The organism is Actinospica sp. (assembly GCF_035552695.1).
Taxonomy (GTDB): domain Bacteria; phylum Actinomycetota; class Actinomycetes; order Streptomycetales; family Catenulisporaceae; genus Actinospica.
This window is the reverse complement of the sequence record NZ_DASZKT010000161.1, coordinates 1-16,934: the sequence shown is the minus strand read 5'-3', so window position 1 is coordinate 16,934 and position 16,934 is coordinate 1. Positions and strand designations below refer to the sequence as shown.

Sequence of the window (16,934 nt, the reverse complement as noted above, 5' to 3'; positions counted from 1 at the left end):
CCGACCTCGATGTGGCGCTCAAGCTGGCGGCCGAGGGGTCGAAGGCCTGCAACCGGAAAACCGAGGTGCGGCCGTTCCTGTGAGCGTGATCGACGTCCGGCAGGCGGTGACCCGTGCCCACCGAGAGGAGTGGGCGCGGGTTGTCGCGGTGCTGACCAGACGCTTCGGCGATCTGGACATCGCCGAGGAGGCGGCGGCCGAGGCGTTCGCGACCGCCGTCGAGCGGTGGCCGGCCGACGGCGTGCCGCCGAAGCCCGGCGCCTGGCTGACCACCACCGCCAACCGCAAGGCGATCGACCGGATCCGGCGCGAGAACAAACGCGACGACAAGCAGAAGGAGGCTCAGCTGTTGTACGACGACGACCCGCCCGAGCCTCTCGGCGCCATCGAGGACGAGCGGCTCCGGCTGATCTTCACCTGCTGCCACCCGGCGCTGGCGTTGGAGACCCGGGTGGCGCTGACGCTGCGCATGGTCGGCGGCCTGACCGTGACCGAGATCGCCCGCGCCTTCCTGGTCGCCGAGACCGCCATGGGCCAGCGGATCACCCGCGCGAAGGCCAAGATCAAGGCGGCTCGCATCCCGTATCGGGTGCCGTCCGCGGAGGACCTCCCGGCACGCGTCTCCGGCGTGCTGGCCGTTCTCTACCTCGTCTTCAACGAGGGCTACCTGGCGACCGGCCCCGACACCGACCTCGTGCGCCACGAACTGACCGCCGAGGCGATCCGGCTGACCCGCCTCATCCGTGCCCTGCTGCCGGCCGACGGTGAGGTGGCCGGGTTGCTGGCGCTGATGCTGCTGATCGAGGCCCGCCGCACCGCCCGGGTCTCGGGCAGCGGCGAACTGGTCCCGCTCGATCAGCAGGACCGCGGCGCCTGGGACGCGGCGCTGATCGCCGAGGGCCACCGGCTGGTACGCGAGCGACTGGCCGCCGGTGTGGCTCCGGGCCCGTACCAGATTCTCGCCGCGATCAACGCCGTGCACACTTCCGCCCGCGACGTGCGCGACACCGACTGGGCGCAGGTCGTCGCCCTCTACGACCAGCTCGTCCGGCTCGACCCCTCACCGATCGTCGCGCTCAACCGGGCCATCGCGGTCGCCGAACTCGACGGCGCGGAGGTGGCGTTGGCAACCGTCGACCGTCTCGAGGACAAGCTGGCGGGCTACCACATCTACCACGCGACGCGCGCCGACCTGCTGCGCCGGCTGGGCCGCAGCCGGCAGTCGCGCGCGGCCTATGACAAGGCCATCGATCTGGCGGGCAACACCGGCGAGATCGCCTACCTGACGCGCCGCCGCGACCAATTGGGATAGCGAGGAGGCCGCCCGCTCGAAAGAGGGGGCGGCCTCCGGCCTATGCCTTACTGCCTGTCACTTGCCTGTCACTTGCCTGTCAGGACGTGGAGACGTCGTCGTACTTGGTGTACGTCGGGTCGCCGGGGTAGTTGTCGTCCTTGCTGGTGAGGGTGAGGGTGTAGCTGTCGCCGGCCGTGATCGACGACGTGACCTGCTTCCAGCCGGACGTCGGGTTCACGCACGTCTTGGGCAGCACCGTCGCGGTCGTGCCGGTGGTGTTGTTCTTGAGGGTGGCCGTGGCCCAGTCGTAGGTCACGGTGTCGGGGCAGGTGACGTCGTACCAGAAGGTCAGCGTCGTGTTGCCGGAAGCCGCGGTGAAGGTCTGCTTGATGGTGGAGGTGTTGCTGGGGTTGGTGTTGCCCAGCTCCGCCGCGTAGCTGCCGGAGTGCACGCCCGAGGTCGTGACCGAGGTGACTCCGGAGGCCGTCCAACCGGACAGGCTGCCCGTCTCGAAACCGCCGTTGGTGATGGCGTTGCCGCCACCGCCGCCACCGCTGCCGGTCACGGTCCAGGACACGGTCGTCGAGCCGGCCGCTCCGGTGGTGTCCGTCGCGGTCACCGTCGCGCTGCCGGAACCAGAGGCGCTCGGGGTGCCGGAGATCAGGCCGGTGCTCGAGCCGATCGAGAGCCCGGCGGGCAGGCCGCTGGCCGACCAGGTGAAGCTCTGGCCGGAGGCCGAGTCGGTCGCGCTCATCTGCAGCGAGGCGGCCGTGCCGACCGTCCAGGACTGCGCGGACTGGCCGCCGACGGTGACCGTGTTGCCACCGGTGCCGTGGTTCACGATCGGGTGCGAGATGGAGCACGCGTTGGTGTCGTTGGACCAGCTGGCCTGCTCGGAGTAGGTGCCGTTGCCCATGGTGACGTTCGCCGCGCCGCCGGTCGTGCCGGGGCTGATCCAGGCGCACTCATCCGAGTTCTCCTGGCCCTGGTACGAGCTGCCGGTGTTGTTGGTCCAGCCGCCGGCCGGGTTCTGGTCCGACATCATCTCGTGCCACTCGTGGCCCATGGTGATGGTCCAGCCGTCGAGCGTTCCGGGCGAGTTGACGAAACCCACGCCGCAGCCCGAGCCGGAGTCCATGTTGTACGGCTGGTTGCTGAACGCGACGTCGCCGTAGGGCGAGGTGACCGCGCCGCCCGTCAGGGAGCTGTCACCGTTGTAGTCGTGCCACGCGCAGTACTGGCCCTGGTAGTTGTCCGGGTTGGTGTTGTGTGGAGAGAGGATCACGTAGTAGGCGTTGCGGTTCGCGGCGGCCGAGGTGTTGCCGAAGTGGCCGGCCGCGTTGACCGCCTCCTGGCCGAGCTGGTGGCCGCTGGCCGCGCTCGGGGAGGCCGCCGAGTTGTCGTACCAGACGCCGGACAGCACGCCGCCGCTCTGGTACGGGACGAAGTTCGCGTTCGAGGGGCAGCTGGTGGCGCCCGTCGAGACGTTCGGCCCGTCGCACCACTGGGTCAGGTCGGCGGACCACAGCTCGTTGCCGGTGCCGATGCCCTTGAACATCTGCTGCGCGTCCGGAGCGCCGCCGTCCGGGTCGCCGGAGAAGGTGGCGTTGCCGTTGCCGTCGGTGCCCTCGGTGCCCCACTGGGAACCGTAGAACACCAGGTAGACCTTCGCGTGGCCGCTGTTGACGCCGATGCCGTCGATGCCGCCGCCGTAGGACAGCGTCTCCGGGCCGGTCGCCACGGCCGGGGAGGCCGCGTGGCTGTTCGCCCAGGCGTTCATCTTCGCGTTCTGACCGACGGTCGGGATGACGCCGTGCCGGTACGGGTGCTGGTAGGCGGGCGAGTACGGGTTGGCGGAGGTGCTCGCCGCGCGGCTCGGGGTGCTGGCCGAGGCCGGGGCGGTCGCGGCCAGCGTTATGCCGGTGACGAGCGCGAAGCCGGCGGCAGCCGCCAGCGTGACTCGCGCGCCACGGCTGTGGCGGTTGGGTATGGGCAGGTGGATCACGTGTTTCCCCTCGATCGCGAAAAGGCACCGTCACGCGGTGACGTGTCGGTGCATTGACATTCGGGCACGCTCTTCGGGGCGTGCGGGATTACCGCGACGCGGCCTGAGGTGCCCGTCGTGCGATTACCAGGTGCGGGTTGCGCGGTGGTGCGACTCGTGCGCTTCGCCCACGGCGCCGAAAAACGATGCGGGCACAGGCCGACGCACCGGTGGGAATTCCGGCATCACCGTGAACTGATTCGTGGGACTGCCCGTTGGAAACCCAGCGGGGGTGTGCGCTCGTGCAGCACCTCGCCCCTGTGACGCGTTGGGTTCGGTCCGGCTGCTGCACGCTCCTGGGGAAACTAGTGGCGCGCGATGGTGCGGGTCAATACCGGCGGACACTTAAGATCCTGTTAAGATCAAATGAGAATTTGGTGGTCGACCCAACTTTCTTCAGCGCACGGAGCCCAGCAGTTCGAGCACCTGGCCCTCGTCCGGCAGGCGAGGGGAGTGCCACTCCGTGTGGGGTGCCGGTGTGCGCGGTGAGGGCGTGGCCGATTCCGTGGACGGGCGGAACTGTTCACCGTCCGGCCGATCATGGGCATCGCGATCGGCGGCGAGTACGCGATCGGCGCCCCGATCCTCACGTGCACGAAGGATGGCGCTGGACTCTGTCGAGCAGCGCGTTGGTCGCCGTGATCTCGGCGATGAGCCGGATCGGCGCCGCGGTGCTCGCGCTCGGGGCGATCGTCTCGCAGTTCCCGGCGCCCGAGACGACGGACCTCGACCTGGCCCGGGCCGCCCGCCTCGCGCACGCCCGCAAGGCCTCGCGCTCGCCCGCAACGGCTGGCGCTCGGCGGTGTGGAATCGCCATTCATGGGGCAAGTGGGGTCCATGAAGCCGGCCGAGAGACTCGTCCACCGAGCCGGAGCCGGTTCCGCCGACTCCGGCGGCACCCCCGCGGCGAAGGTCGTCGACTTCCACAAGGAGGTGCACCGCGCCTACCTGGAGGAACTCGGGCCCTCCGAGCGCGCGGCACTGCTCTCCTGGGGCGGCTTCACCGGGACGTTCGCGGCGGTCCGAGGGATCACCTACAGCATCCGCAGCGGCAAGGGCCCGTTCCACAACGTCTCAGCCGGATCCACCCATCTGCACCACTATCTCTGGGGAATCGCGATGCTGGGCGGCGTCGGGGCGATCGCCGTCCGCGGGTCCGACGAGAGGCGGCGCCATCCCGCCGTCGCGCTCAGCTACGGCACCGGTCTCGCGCTGATCGTCGACGAATTCGCACTGCTGCTGGACCTGCAGGACGTCTACTGGGCCAAGCAGGGCCGTGTCTCGGTCGACATCGGCATCGGGATCGTGGCCGCCGGAGGCACGGTCTTCGCCGGCCTCCCGATCCTGCGACGGCTCGTCCGCAACCGCCGACCCGCACGCCCTGCTTAAGGGGTTTCGTTGCGCAGCTTGGCCAGCGCCTCGTTCAGCAGACGCTCGGCGTCGGCGTCGCTGCGACGTTCCCGGACGTACGCCAGGTGCGTCTTGTAGGGCGCGACGAAACCGGCCGCGGGCGGGTTGTCCCGGTCCTGGCCCGCCGGCTGGCTGCACCGGGCGCATTCCCAGAGTTCCGGAATCTGCGCCTGGAGCGAGAAGATCGGCCTGCTCTGGTGGCCCTGCGAGCAGAAATAGGTGATCCGGGTGCGCTCGGCCGGCTCGCCTCGATCGTCCGCGCCCATGGGGCCGGCGCCGATGCGCGTCCCGCGAATCCGACTACCTCGTGCCAAGCCGACCAACTCCTAGATCACGAATCCCCGGCGTCGAGCGTCGGCTCATCTGCGGTACCCATGGCCGCAGGATCTGCGGCCGCGGGAAAGCCCAGTCTACGGTCGCCTTCGGCCGATAGCGCCAATGCGATGGTCAATCGTTGTTCTCCGGCGCCTAATCCGACTCGATCGTGTGCCGGAGGGTGCCGGCGCGGTCACCCGGTGAAGCCGGCGAACATGGTCGAGAACTGGTAGGGGCTCTGGCTGATCTCGGTGCAGGTGGACAGGCCGCCGCCGTTCGCGCAGGCCTGGTCGCGGGTCACGGCCCAGAAGGCGAGTTCGGCGAGGTGGTTCTGGTCGGCGAAGGTGATCAGCTGCTGAGCGTCGGAGAGGCCGAATACCTCGTCGGACTCGTCATTCTGGCCGATCATGGGAGTGACTCCGACCATCGCCCAGGTCTGGGCGGTGCTCAGTCCGGTCCAGACCGAGGCGATCTGGGCGCGGACCGACTGGGCGGACTGGATCGCGTAGGCGCCCATCTTGCCGGACGGGTTCGGTGCGGTCGAGTCGCCGAAGTCCATGGCCATGCCGTTGACCGCGGCCACCTTCACCCCGTGCGAGTGGGCGGACTGCAGCACGTACAAGCCGTCCGCGGTGAGGCCGGTGGGCAGCACCGGCAGGGTGAGCGTGACCTTCAGGTCGCGGCCCTTGGCGGCCTGCGCGGCCTGGACCGCGGCGATGGCGGCGGAACGGCGGTCGACCGAGGCGTGGTCGGCCACGGCGGCGCCCTCGATGTCGAAGTCGATCCGGTCCAGGCCGTACGCGTCGACGACCTTCTGGTACTGGGCCGTCAGGCTCGGCACGTCGGTGCAGGACTGCGCGAGCTCGGTGCCGTTCTCCCCGCCGAAGGAGGGCTGGATGTCGCCGCCGGCGGCGCGGATCGCGTCGAAGTCGGCCTTGTCCCAGCCGGTCGCGGGGTCGTAGGCGCCGAACCAGCTGGCGGTGCAGGCGGTGGAGCCGTTGATGATGAAGCCGAGCGAGAAGTCCTTGAGGCCGGTGGCCGTGGCGAGCTGGGGCAGGCTCGGGGTGGGCCAGGCGCCGAGGTCGACGTAGGGGGCTGCGATGCCCGGCGCGGTGCCGCTGCCCGCGGCGGCGGTGACCGCGCCGCTGTGGCCGGATTCGTTGCCCGCGGCGTCGAACGCGGTCACGGTGAAGGTGTGGCTGCTGCCGGCCAGCAGACCACTGACGGCCACGGCCGGGCCGGTGCTGGTCGCGGCCACGGTCGTGCCCTCATAGACGCGGTAGCCGGTCACTCCGACGTTGTCGGTCGAGGCGGTCCAGGCCAGGGATATGCTGCCCGGTCCCGTGCCGCTCACCTTCAGGCCGGTCGGCGTGGAGGGCGGGGTGGTGTCGGCCGGCGTGCCTTGGCAGGGTGCGTTGTTGATCAGGCAATTGGCCGGCGCGGTGACGGCGCCCGAGGTGTTCACGTCGAAGCCGACCGCCGCGGCCGAGGCACCAGGAGCCAGCGGGGACGCCCAGGTCGGCGAGGTGATCGTGTAGTGCGTGCCGGAGGCGGTCAGGGTGCCGTTCCAGGCGCTGGTGACCGTCTCGTTGGTGGGCAGGTCGAATGTCAGCGACCAACTGCTGACGGTCGCGTTGGTGTCATTGGTGATGCTGTAGTCGCCCTCGAAGCCGGAACCCCAGTTCTGCGCGCTCGAGTAGGTGGCGATCAGCCCGGTCAGCGCGGCCGCGTTCGCCGCGCCGCCGCTTGCCGCCGCGGCCGAACCGCTGATCATGACGAGCGCCGCGAGGTATGCCGGGATATGCCGCATGGCGTGCCCTCCTTCAGGGCATGGCGGCGCAACCAGGCGTCGCAGGGCTGGAAGATCATGGGTTGTCGCGAGTGGGGTATCGCGCTGCTTTGCAGATTGGTCTAAACCATGCGCCGCGTCAAGGCGTCCAGAGGCCCGGGTTCATCCGTTCATCCGCGAAAGGTGTTCGCGGGCCTCGTCGTCGAGCTCGACGATGGCGGCGCCGAGGTTCTCGGAGAGGTGGGCGCGGGTTCGCGTACCGGGAATGAGGAGGACGTTCGGGGCGCGATCGAGCAGCCAGGCCAGCGCGATCTGGGCCGGGGTCGCCTTCAGCCGCGCTGCCACCGACGTGAGTACGGGGTTGCCAAGGGTCTGGGTGCGCGCGCTCCGGGGATAGCCGAGCGGGAAGAAGGGAGCGAACGCGATCCCGCGGCGCGCGCACTCTTCGAGTACTTCGGGCGAACGCTGATCCGCGAGGTTGAACCAGTTCTGCACGCAGACGATCTCGGTCTGCTCGACGGCTCTGAGCAGCTGCTCCAGGGAGACGTTGCTGAGCCCGACCCCGTCGATCAGTCCCTCGTCGCGGGCCCGGATCAGGGAGGCGAGCTGGGCGTCGAACCACGCGTCGGCGGACGATCCGTCCATCAGGCGCAGGTTGACGGCGGCCAGGCGGTCGACGTCGAGGGTGGCGAGGTTCTGCTCGATGCCCTGACGCAACTCGTCGGGCTCGTCGAACGGCAGCACCGCACCGCGCGTGTCCCGGCGGGCTCCGACCTTGCTGACGATCGCCAGGTCGGCCGGGTACGGGTGCAGCGCCTCACGGATGAGCTCGTTCACGACGCGCGGACCGTAGAACTCCGCGGTGTCGATGTGGTTGACGCCCGCCTGCACCGCGGTGCGCAGCACGGCGAGGGCTTCGTCGCGGTCGCGCGGCGGGCCGAAGACGTTGTCGCCGGCCAGTTGCATCGCGCCGTATCCGACCCGGCGCACCTGCCGACTGCCGAGTGGATACGATCCGGCGGCGTCGATCGGGTACGTGTGCTGTGACGGCTGTGACTGCTCTGACATGGTGAATCAGGCTCCGTATGCGGGCAGCACCGCGCCGCTGACCGGTGCCGAGGCGTCGCCGGCCAGGAAGGCGATCACCTCGGCGATCGCCTCGGGCGTGACCGCGCGCGCCATCGCCTCCGGCGGGAGGAACTCCCGGTTCTTCGGGGTGTCGATCAGCTGCGGCGCGACCGCGTTCACCCGGATGCCCCGCGGACGCAACTCCAGGTCCAGGATCCTGACGAGCTGGCTCAGGGCGGCCTTGCTCAGGCCGTAGGCGGCCATGCCCGCGGTCGGTTCGAGTGCCGGGCGGGAGGTGACGTGCACGATGGAGCCGGATCCGCGATCACGCATGTGCGGCGCGACGGCTTGGGTCAGCCACAGCGCGGCCCCGGCGTTGACATCCATCATCCGCCGCAGGTCATCGGGCGTCGCGGCGAGCGCGTCCCCGAGGGCGAACGCGCCGATCGTGTTCACCAGTACGTCCGGGGGTCCGGCCTCGGCGGCTACGCGGTCGATCAGCGTCTTCGACACGCTCGGATCGGTCGGGTCGCCGACCAGGTGGCGGATGCCGTCGGGCAGCTGACGCATTCGCTCCTCGCTGCGGTCGATCCCGACGACGGTGTATCCCGTGCCGACCAGCTTCACCGCCACCGCCCGGCCGAGCGGTCCACCCGCACCGGCCACCACTGCCAGTCGATCGGTCATCATCCGCCTCCGTTGTCTTCACCGCGCACATGATTCGTGTCGTTACGCTGTTGACGCTCACATCGGGCCTGGTGAGCGCGCCTCACCCGAACCTAGTGATTCTTCGCCTCGTTGACATTCATGCCACACGGCTGATACCGAGAGAGCTGTGTCGGGAGCGAAGGAACAGTCATCGGACGAGGCCTGCCAGCACGCGCCGGAGAGCGCCGGCCGGCTGCGGCTCATCGACCGCGAAGAACTGCTTGCCGCGCTCGACCGGGCCGCGGCGGGAAAGGTGGCCGTTGTCACGGCGCCTGCCGGGAGCGGGAAGTCGACGCTCCTGCGGGCCTGGGCCGAGCGCCGGGGTCGAGCGCACGGGCTGGCGATGGTGCAGGTGCAGCGCGATAAGCAGGATGCCCAGTTGTTCTGGCTGGCGCTGCTGAACTCCGTTCGCCGTCTGTCGGATGATCCCGCCGATGCCGCACCGCAGGCGGCGTCACCGGATATGCACGGCGCGGCGATGGCGGGGGCGATGGTGGACCGCATCCTCGCCGAGTTGGCCTGCCGGACCGGCCGTATCGACCTCGTCATCGACGACGTCCACGAACTCGACTCGCCGGAGACCTTCGTCGAGCTGACCCGTCTGCTGGCGAACCTGCCCCAGGACGTCCACGCGATCCTCGCGACGCGCCGCGATCTGCCGCTGCGGCTGCACCACCTGCGTCTGACCGGCGAACTGGCCGAACTGCGCGAGGCGGACCTGCGATTCACGCTGGACGAGACCCGCGCGCTGCTCGGCGTCGCGGGCATCGGGCTCTCGGACGCGGCGGTGACCCGGCTGTACGAGCGCACCGAGGGCTGGGCCGCTGGTCTGCGGCTCGCGGTGATCTCGCTGACCGGTCATCCGGACCCGGAACGCTTCGTGGCCGAGTTCACCGGCAACAACCGCACCGTCGCGGAGTACCTGCTCGCGGAGATGCTCGACCGCCGGCCCGAGCACGTGCAGAACCTGCTGCTGCGAACCTCGATCCTCGAGCGCGTCAGCGGCGAACTCGCAGACCTGCTCACGGGTGGTACCGGGTCCGAGCGCATTCTGCTTGAGCTCGAGGACGCGAACGCATTCGTCGTCTCGCTTGATCCGAACCGGACCTGGTTCCGGTACCACCATCTGTTCGCCGACCTGTTGCGGCTGGAGCTGCGCCGACTCCTGCCGGATGACGTGCGGGAACTGCATCGGCGCGCGGCCGCCTGGTCTCCCGCTCCGCGAGTCTGGCCGCGGTGCGGACCGCGTCGAGCGCCAGCCGCGCCACCTGCGAGTCGTCCATCGCGTGCCGCCCCTTCTCGCGGGCCTGCCGCCTGGATCCCAGCCATCCGCCGACTCCAGCCTGGCACGGAAGCATAGTCTGAAGTCATGACTGAGCCCATCGAGATGATCCAGATCGGCGGGACCCACCGGCTCGCGGTGCGCCGCGCCGGGCACGGCGGGGTTCCGCTGCTGCTCATCCACGGCTTTCCGTGCACGAGCCTGATCTGGTCGCGCAACATCGGCCCGCTCGCCGCGGCGGGCTTCGACGTCGCCGCTCCCGATCTGCGAGGCTACGGCCAGTCCGACTTCGTCGCCGACGACGTCTACGACATCGCCGCGTTCAGCACCGATCTGGCCGAGCTCATGGACGCGCTGGGCTGGGCCAAGGCGGTCGTCGTCGCGCACGATCTCGGTGCTGCGACCACCCTAGACTTCGCCAACCGGTTCCCCGGCCGGGTCGACCGCGTCGTGCTCCTCGATGGCACCACGCCCGACCTGCGCGGGGACTACGCGGCCGCCGGCATCACCGCGACCCGGGGCTCCGGTCGCAAGGTCCTCTACGACTACCAGATCAACCAGGGTCTGCACGCCGACGACCTGCTCGACATGCTCAACACCCCGGCGCGCCGCCGCCGCTACATCGCCGAGTTCTTCGGCCACCGCCTGTGGGCGCCGGCCCACGCGTTCAGCGATGCCGACCGCGAGCTGCTCACCTTGGCCTACGCCGACGCCGGCCGGCTCCGCGTCGCCTTCGCCGACTACGAGATCGTGATGGGCCGCCGCCAGACGTCCACCCCGACCATCGAGGACCGGAGGATCGAGCAGCCCGTGATGGTCATGGTGGGAGCCGACGCGGTCACCCTCGGCCAGAACATCGAGGCCAAGTGCGAGGTCGCGTACCCGCGGCTGGTCGGCCCGTTCTGGATCAAGGACGCCGGGCACTTCCTGTGCTGGGAGAAGCCGAGAGTCGTCAACGGCGCGGTCCGGGCGTTCTGCGCCGACCTGCTGGCCAGGGCCCAGACTCAGGCGTAGGCGGCGGCCTGGGCGGCGTAGAGCTCGGCGTAGCGGCCACCGGAGGCCAGCAGCTCCTCGTGGGTGCCGGTCTCCAGGATCGTGCCGTCGGCGAGGACGAGCACCTGGTCGGCCATGCTCACCGTCGAGAAGCGGTGCGAGACGAGCACGGTGACGGCGCCGGTCGCCGCACCGGCCGCGCGCGCCTGCCGGGCGAACGTGTCGAACAGGTCGTGTTCGGCCTGCGGGTCGAGGGCGGCGGTCGGCTCGTCGAGGACGAGCAGCAGCGGGGCCGTCCGCATCTGGGCCCGCGCCAGGGCCAGGCGCTGCCACTGGCCGTGCGAGAGTTCGGCGCCGCCGAAAACCTTGCCGAGCTGTGTGTCGAGGCCGTCGGCGAGGCGTTCGACGGTGTGCTCGGCGCCGGCTCGCGTGACGGCCGCCTCGACAGCGGCGCGGTCCTCGACATGCGGCAGGTCGCCGACGCCAATGGTCTGATACGCGGGGAATTCGAACTTTGCGAAGTCCTGGAACACGCCGCAGGACGCCGCCGCCCACGCACGAGGCGCGATGGAGGCCAGCGGCGTGCCGTCGACGGCGATCTGGCCGGACGTCGGCTGGTAGAGGCCGGTGAGCAGCTTGACCAGCGTCGTCTTCCCGGCGCCGTTGATGCCGACGAGGCCGACGACGGTGCCCGGCGGAAAGTGCGCGGTGATCGAATGCAAGACCGGGGTGGAGGCGCCGGGGTAGGTGAAGGCGACGTCCTCGAGGGTGATGCCGGTGGTCAGGCGGGGCGGCGGCGCGCCGTCGGCGCCGGAGCGCGCGGCCGTCGCGGCATACTCGCGCAGCCACGCGTAGTGCTCGGCGACCTTGCCCGCCTCGCCGGCTCGCTCGGTGTTGGACTGAACGAGGAAGAGTTGAAGCCGCAGCTGGGCGGCGAGTGTCAGTACCATGACGAGCATGCCGATGGCCGTCTGGCCGTTCAGCACCTGGTGCGCGACGAGCGCGATGCCGGCGCCGAGGCCCGCCGCGTAGATCGCCCAGCCGGCCACCTGCAGCGCCGCGCCGCGCACTTGGGCGCGTTGCCGGGTTCGGGTCGCCTCGTCCCACAGCGCGGTGGCGCGGCGGCTGAGTTCGTGTCCTGATCCGGCGATGCGGATCTCCTTCGCGGCGCTCGGATTCAGGCACAGTTCGTGCAGGTGCAGTTCGAGCCGGGTGATCTCCGCGTCGGCCTCGTGGGCCGCGCGCGACCATCCCTGTGCGCGATTGCCGAAGACGAGGACCGGAACAGTGGTGGCGACGAGCCCGAGCAGCAGCGGATCGACCTGCGCGAGCAGGATGCCGCTGAGCGTGAGGCTGATGACGGCCGTGGCCATCTGGACCACCGACCACGCGTATTCGGCCAGCGCGGCGGTCCCCTTCACCGCGAGGAACACACGGTTGAGGTGGTCGGCGCGCTCCAGGTGCTCGATGCCGGGGATCGCCGCGACATCGGCCATCACCTCGCGGATCAGCTCCAGGTCCATCTTGCCGGCCAGGTTGGCGCGGAGGTTGCCCTGCATCCGGCCGCCGATGGTGAGCATCATGGCGGCGAGGGCGCCGAGCGCGACGGCCGGGATCAGCCACGTCCATCCGGAGCCGGTGTGCGAGTGGCGCGCGTCGTCGACGACCCAGCGCTGCGCGAGGCCCACGGCGGTGGGCGTAACCGCGATCAGGACCGTGAGAAGCCAGGTGACGGCGGTGGCCTTACGATCCACCCGCGAGGAGAGGGCGAGCAGGTGTCGCAGGGTTCGGATGGTCGAGCCGAGCTTCGTGATTCTCATGATGTCGTCTCCGCGAAACGCGCGGCCTGCAGTCGGAACAGGCGTGCGTAGGTGCCGTTGTGATTCATCAGCGCATCGTGGTCGCCGGATTCGGTGATCCGTCCGCCGTCGAGGACGACGATCCGATCGGCGCCGCGCACGTTCGAGAGCCGGTGCGAGATGATGACGACGGACGCCGAGCCCGCATGCGTGGTCACGCGCTCGTTGAACTCCTGCTCGGCCTCGACGTCCAGGTGCGCCGTCGGCTCGTCGAGCACCAGCAGCCGCCGTCCGTGGGCGACCGCGAACAGCGCGCGGGCGATCGCCAGCTTCTGCCACTGCCCGCCGGAGAGGTCGACCGCTCCGGTGCCGCCCTTCCACAGCGTCGTGCGCGCGCCTTCCGGCAGTGCGGCGACCATGTCGTCGGCGCCGGCCGCGCTGATGGCGTCATCGATCCCTGAGAGGTCGTCGGCGTATTCGGGCGCCGAGAGCGCGACGTTGTCGGCGGCGGAAGTCCCGTAGTGCACGAAATCCTGGAACAGCGCCGTCAACCGCCGCCGCCATGCCTCGATGTCCAGCTCGCGCAGGTCGGCGCCGTCGACGGTGATCCGCCCCGCAGTGGGCTGATACAGCCCGGCGAGCAGCTTCATCACGGTGGTCTTGCCGGCGCCGTTGACGCCCACGATGGCCAGTGTCTCGCCGGGCTGGACCTCCAGCGTCAGTCCGTCGATCGTCGGCCGCGGTGCACCGGGGTAGGTGAACGAGACATCCTCGAACCGGACGTGCGGCGTATCTGAACCCTGAGTTTGTGCGGCCGACGCCCGTGCCGCCATGTCCTCGCGCGCGAGCACCCGGTCCAGGGCCCGCACTGTGACGATGCCGTAGTCGATCTCGAACGACTCCTGCCCCATGAACGCCAACGTCATGACCGTGAACGCCGCCGCCACGCAGCGCGCGACGGTCCCGGCGGCCAGCCCCGAATAGCCGAGCACCCACATCGTCGCGGCGCCGGAAAGGCTCGAGACCGTCAGCGTGAGACCCTGCCGTCCCAGCACCGAGGCGCGCGCCGCCCAGGCCGGGGCCCGAGCCGTCACATAGGCCTGATACATCCGGTCGAGCACCCAGTCGGCCAGCCCGAAGAGCCGGACCTCCTTCGCCGGCGCCGCCTCGTGAGCGAGCCGCGCGAAGTACTGGGCCTTGTGCGTGTCGGACGCTCGCGACTCCTCCATGCCGACCAGCCACATCCACTGCCGGCGCGCCAGCATGCGCAGGACGAGCGAGACCGCCACGAGGCCGGCGGCGAGCAGCGGGAAGCGCTGACCGAGGACGACCGCCGCGCCGAGCCCGCCGGCGATGCTGGTCAGCAGCGTGATCTGCCCGATCGCCGCGTTGCCCGGCGAGCGGGTGCGCCAGCCGAGGCCGAGGTCGCAGGCGCGCTCGACGTCCTCGCGGAACTCCGGGTCCTCGAGGTGCGCGATACCGGTCGGTGCCATGGCGATCGCGCGGACCTGCGCGCGGATCGCACCGTCGATGCGGCGCGCGGCCACCACCTCGCAGGCGCGTCCGATGAGAATCGCGACCTGGACGCCGACGACGACGCCCACCGCCGCGAACAGAGCCGGGAGCACGGCGGTCAGCCGGTGCGCCGTCGTCGCGGACGCGACCAGCCAACCGGTGGTCAGCGCCGCGCCGATCGCCCCGGCGACCTGCGCCACTGCCGCCGTGACGAACCCGACGACCGTCCACCGACCGGCGTGGGCGAGCAGCGCCAGCAGGCGTCGCCGTTCCACTATCAGGGCCCGCATCCCGGCCGGACGCAGCGCGCCCCAGCCGAACCGCGGGTCCGCGAACTTCCCGTCGTCCCCGTCCGCAACCACGTCCGCCGCCACGTCCCCGCGCTCCCGCCTCGTCGAAGCCACCCCGAGTGTGGAACACCGGCGCGGCGTGCGGCAAACGCTTTCCTGAGCCTGGAACGAAAGGGTGCGGGCGGCTGGTCAGACCAGCCGCCCGCACCCTTCGTGCCCTGATCGTGCGTTATCCGACGGTCCAGTTCTCGCTGGCACTGCCGTTGCAGGTGTAGATGTCGGCGGTCGCGCTGTTGGCCGTGGAGCTGCCGGTCACGCTGAGGCAGAGGCCGGAGTTCTTGTTGACGATGGTGCCGCCCGAATTCACGGTCCAGTTCTCGGGCGCGCTGCCGTTACAGGTGTAGACGTCAGTGGTGGCCCCGGACGTCGTGGAGCTGCCGCTCACGCTCAGGCACAGGCCGTTGCCGTCGACCATCGTGCCGCTCGAGTTCACGGTCCAGTTCTGCGCCGCCGAGCCGTTGCAGGTGTAGATGTCGGCGGTGGTCTTGAGCGTGGTCGATCCGCCGGTGTCGCTCAGGCACTTGCCGGAACTCGCACCCACGATCGTCGAGCCGGCGCCGCCACCGCCGCCGCTCGAACCGCCGGTGATCTTGTTGAAGATCGACGAGTACTGATACCCGGTGCCCTTGTCGTAGCCGTCGACCTCCCAGAAGGACAGCTCGCCGACGCCCTTCGAGGCAGCGAAGCTCTCCAGGGTGGACGCGTTCGAGATGGTGAAGTTCTCGTTGTCGTCGTTCTGCCCGGCGATCGGCGTCAGGCCCTCCAGGTTGTACGCGGCGGACGTGGAGATCCCGTACAGGCTCGCCAGCTGGCTCGCCGTGTCGGTGGAGGCGGTCTCGGCGTCGTTGAGCGCGTTCTGGCCGTCGCCGAAGTCCATCGTCATGATGTTGACCATCGACACCTTGACGCCCTTGGACTTGGCGTCCTGCAGCAGCGCGTACTCGGATCCGCTGCCGGTCGGCAGGCCGTTCGGGTTCACCGCGAGGGTGAAGTCGACCTGCACGGACGGGTCCTCGGCCTGCAGCGCGGCCAACGCCTGGTCACGCCGGGCCGTCGCGGCGGTGTCGGAGAGCACGCCGCCTTCGATGTCGAAGTCGAGGCGGTTCACGCCGTAGGTGTTCACCACGTTGAGATACGCGGCGGTCAGCGAGGAGACGCTGGTACACGTCTGGGCGACCTCGCCTCCGGCCGCGCCGCCGAACGAGATGATCACGTTGCCGCCGTCGCCCTGGATCTGGCTGATCTGCGATGTGAAGGCGCCGACGCCGGAGCCGTCGTCCTCCCACTCGGGCGTGCACCCGGACTTCGGGATGAGGAAGGCCAGCGTGTAGTACTTCAGGCCGGTCGCGGCGTAGTCCGCGGCCATGTCTCCGGCGTCGGAGCCGGCGATCTGCAGGTACGGCGCGGCGTAGTGGGCGGGGTACGACGGGGAGGCCGCGGAGGCCGAGGTGGCGGTGAGCGCGAGCCCGCCCGCGGCCAGCGCCAGCGCGGCCCCGGCGGCCAGCGGCAGCGCGGTTCGCCGCGAGGCGAGTATGGAGCGGAGTTTCGACATGTTGACTGAAGATCCCTTCGGCACGAGCTCAACGGCGGGTGGGTTCGCCGCCGGGTGGGGAGGTACTCGCGTTGGCTCCGGCTTCGAGGCGGGGCCGACCGTGCCAGTGATTGCATCAGCGCGGCCGAGGGCAGTCAACCTTCCTTACTCAAACTGGTCCAGACCATAGGGGATTGTTATGGCAGAGATATGGAACAGGGTGCTGTTTCCGCGGGCGGACCCGGCGCTCGGACCCGGAGTGGGATCCGGCAGCGGGATCCGGCAGTGACTTCACGGGCTTCATCGCCCCCGTGTCGAACGCCGACTTCACCTCGAAGTCCGCCGACGGCGCACCCGGCCCGTCGCGAAGCAACATCCTGTCGGAATATCCCCGGCAGCGGCGCCACGAGCTAGAGCTGCGTCAAGCGACGTTCGCCGAGTCCCTAGGCAGCCTGATGCGGAACGAGGTCATGTTCGTGATTCGGATGTCACTCGTGCTGCGGGTGCGCCTCTTCGCGGCGTTCCCGGGGTTTCGCCGGCCCACCCTCCCGCCCGTTGCGTCGGCCTGTCGGGCTGCGGTCCGCAAAGTCAAAATCGAGAACGCAGTCCTGATCTCAAGTAAGGGATCGCACCCTCGGCCCTTTGATCGGTGACGAGGACGGTCAGCGTGCGGCGTGAAGAGATTCGTGCCAGCGTGAGCGTGGTGCTTGGCGCAGGCGGGGCGCGCCCGCAGCACTTCCAGCAGACCCCAACTGCCGTCGCGATCCGCGATCTTCTCGCCGTGGTCAGTTCGACGGGGGGCGGCGCGGGCGGTCGCTGCGGGTGCGCGCGAGTTG

Annotated in this window: 12 protein-coding genes; 4 read left to right on the top strand and 8 right to left on the bottom strand. The window is 70.1% G+C overall.

Features of this window, described 5'->3' with window-relative positions; genetic code table 11:
• Positions 1 to 85 precede the first annotated feature (85 nt).
• Positions 86 to 1,312 (top strand): RNA polymerase sigma factor, encoded by a 1,227-nt coding sequence (locus VG296_RS19625; protein WP_349259629.1) that lies wholly within the window; start codon positions 86 to 88, stop codon positions 1,310 to 1,312.
• A 79-nt stretch (positions 1,313 to 1,391) separates the two neighbouring features.
• Here the strand turns inward: VG296_RS19625 and VG296_RS19620 are convergent, their stop codons facing one another.
• A complete protein-coding gene (locus VG296_RS19620) occupies positions 1,392 to 3,299 on the bottom strand; it encodes a putative Ig domain-containing protein (RefSeq protein ID WP_325567634.1) in 1,908 nt (635 codons plus the stop codon).
• Positions 3,300 to 4,175: 876 nt separating this feature from the next.
• Between VG296_RS19620 and VG296_RS19615 the strand changes: the two genes are divergently transcribed.
• The gene (locus VG296_RS19615) at positions 4,176 to 4,727 is read left to right on the top strand and encodes a hypothetical protein (protein WP_325567632.1); all 552 of its coding nucleotides are present in this window, start codon (positions 4,176 to 4,178) and stop codon (positions 4,725 to 4,727) included.
• Here VG296_RS19615 and VG296_RS19610 read toward each other — a convergent pair.
• The 4 genes from VG296_RS19610 to VG296_RS19595 all read right to left on the bottom strand — a co-directional run bounded on the left by VG296_RS19610 (position 4,724) and on the right by VG296_RS19595 (position 8,607).
• Entirely contained in the window at positions 4,724 to 5,062 is a 339-nt protein-coding gene (locus VG296_RS19610; RefSeq protein ID WP_325567630.1) for an RNA polymerase-binding protein RbpA, read from the bottom strand. The genes VG296_RS19615 and VG296_RS19610 overlap by 4 nt on opposite strands.
• 194 nt (positions 5,063 to 5,256) lie before the next feature.
• A complete protein-coding gene (locus tag VG296_RS19605; RefSeq protein WP_325567628.1) occupies positions 5,257 to 6,873 on the bottom strand; it encodes a cellulose binding domain-containing protein in 1,617 nt (538 codons plus the stop codon).
• 141 nt (positions 6,874 to 7,014) lie between these two features.
• Positions 7,015 to 7,920: an oxidoreductase gene (locus VG296_RS19600; RefSeq protein WP_325567626.1), complete on the bottom strand. Its 906-nt coding sequence runs from the start codon at positions 7,918 to 7,920 to the stop codon at positions 7,015 to 7,017.
• Between the two features lie 6 nt (positions 7,921 to 7,926).
• Entirely contained in the window at positions 7,927 to 8,607 is a 681-nt protein-coding gene (locus tag VG296_RS19595; RefSeq protein WP_325567624.1) for an SDR family oxidoreductase, read from the bottom strand.
• 148 nt (positions 8,608 to 8,755) lie between these two features.
• Between VG296_RS19595 and VG296_RS19590 the strand changes: the two genes are divergently transcribed.
• Both VG296_RS19590 and VG296_RS19585 read left to right on the top strand, forming a co-directional pair.
• Positions 8,756 to 9,988, top strand: a complete 1,233-nt coding sequence (locus tag VG296_RS19590) for an AAA family ATPase (protein WP_325567622.1) — start codon at positions 8,756 to 8,758, stop codon at positions 9,986 to 9,988.
• A gap of 9 nt (positions 9,989 to 9,997) precedes the next feature.
• The gene (locus VG296_RS19585; RefSeq protein WP_325567620.1) at positions 9,998 to 10,924 is read left to right on the top strand and encodes an alpha/beta hydrolase; all 927 of its coding nucleotides are present in this window, start codon (positions 9,998 to 10,000) and stop codon (positions 10,922 to 10,924) included.
• Here VG296_RS19585 and VG296_RS19580 read toward each other — a convergent pair.
• From VG296_RS19580 to VG296_RS19570, 3 genes are all read right to left on the bottom strand, one after another.
• Complete coding sequence (locus VG296_RS19580; protein ID WP_325567618.1) at positions 10,915 to 12,723, bottom strand: ABC transporter ATP-binding protein; 1,809 nt, start codon at positions 12,721 to 12,723, stop codon at positions 10,915 to 10,917. The genes VG296_RS19585 and VG296_RS19580 overlap by 10 nt on opposite strands.
• Positions 12,720 to 14,621, bottom strand: coding sequence for an ABC transporter ATP-binding protein (locus tag VG296_RS19575; RefSeq protein ID WP_325567616.1), 1,902 nt, complete (start codon positions 14,619 to 14,621; stop codon positions 12,720 to 12,722). The genes VG296_RS19580 and VG296_RS19575 overlap by 4 nt, the downstream gene beginning before the upstream one ends.
• 115 nt (positions 14,622 to 14,736) lie before the next feature.
• Entirely contained in the window at positions 14,737 to 16,119 is a 1,383-nt protein-coding gene (locus VG296_RS19570; protein ID WP_325567614.1) for a ricin-type beta-trefoil lectin domain protein, read from the bottom strand.
• Between the last annotated feature and the right edge of the window lie 815 nt (positions 16,120 to 16,934).

Coding starts and splice junctions, on each gene's coding strand:
- VG296_RS19605 (WP_325567628.1), bottom strand. CDS start 6,873: ATGCGGCATATCCCGGCATACCTCGCGGCGCTCGTCATGATCAGCGGT.
- VG296_RS19595 (WP_325567624.1), bottom strand. CDS start 8,607: ATGACCGATCGACTGGCAGTGGTGGCCGGTGCGGGTGGACCGCTCGGC.
- VG296_RS19580 (WP_325567618.1), bottom strand. CDS start 12,723: ATGAGAATCACGAAGCTCGGCTCGACCATCCGAACCCTGCGACACCTG.
- VG296_RS19570 (WP_325567614.1), bottom strand. CDS start 16,119: ATGTCGAAACTCCGCTCCATACTCGCCTCGCGGCGAACCGCGCTGCCG.
- VG296_RS19585 (WP_325567620.1), top strand. CDS start 9,998: ATGACTGAGCCCATCGAGATGATCCAGATCGGCGGGACCCACCGGCTC.
- VG296_RS19615 (WP_325567632.1), top strand. CDS start 4,176: ATGAAGCCGGCCGAGAGACTCGTCCACCGAGCCGGAGCCGGTTCCGCC.
- VG296_RS19600 (WP_325567626.1), bottom strand. CDS start 7,920: ATGTCAGAGCAGTCACAGCCGTCACAGCACACGTACCCGATCGACGCC.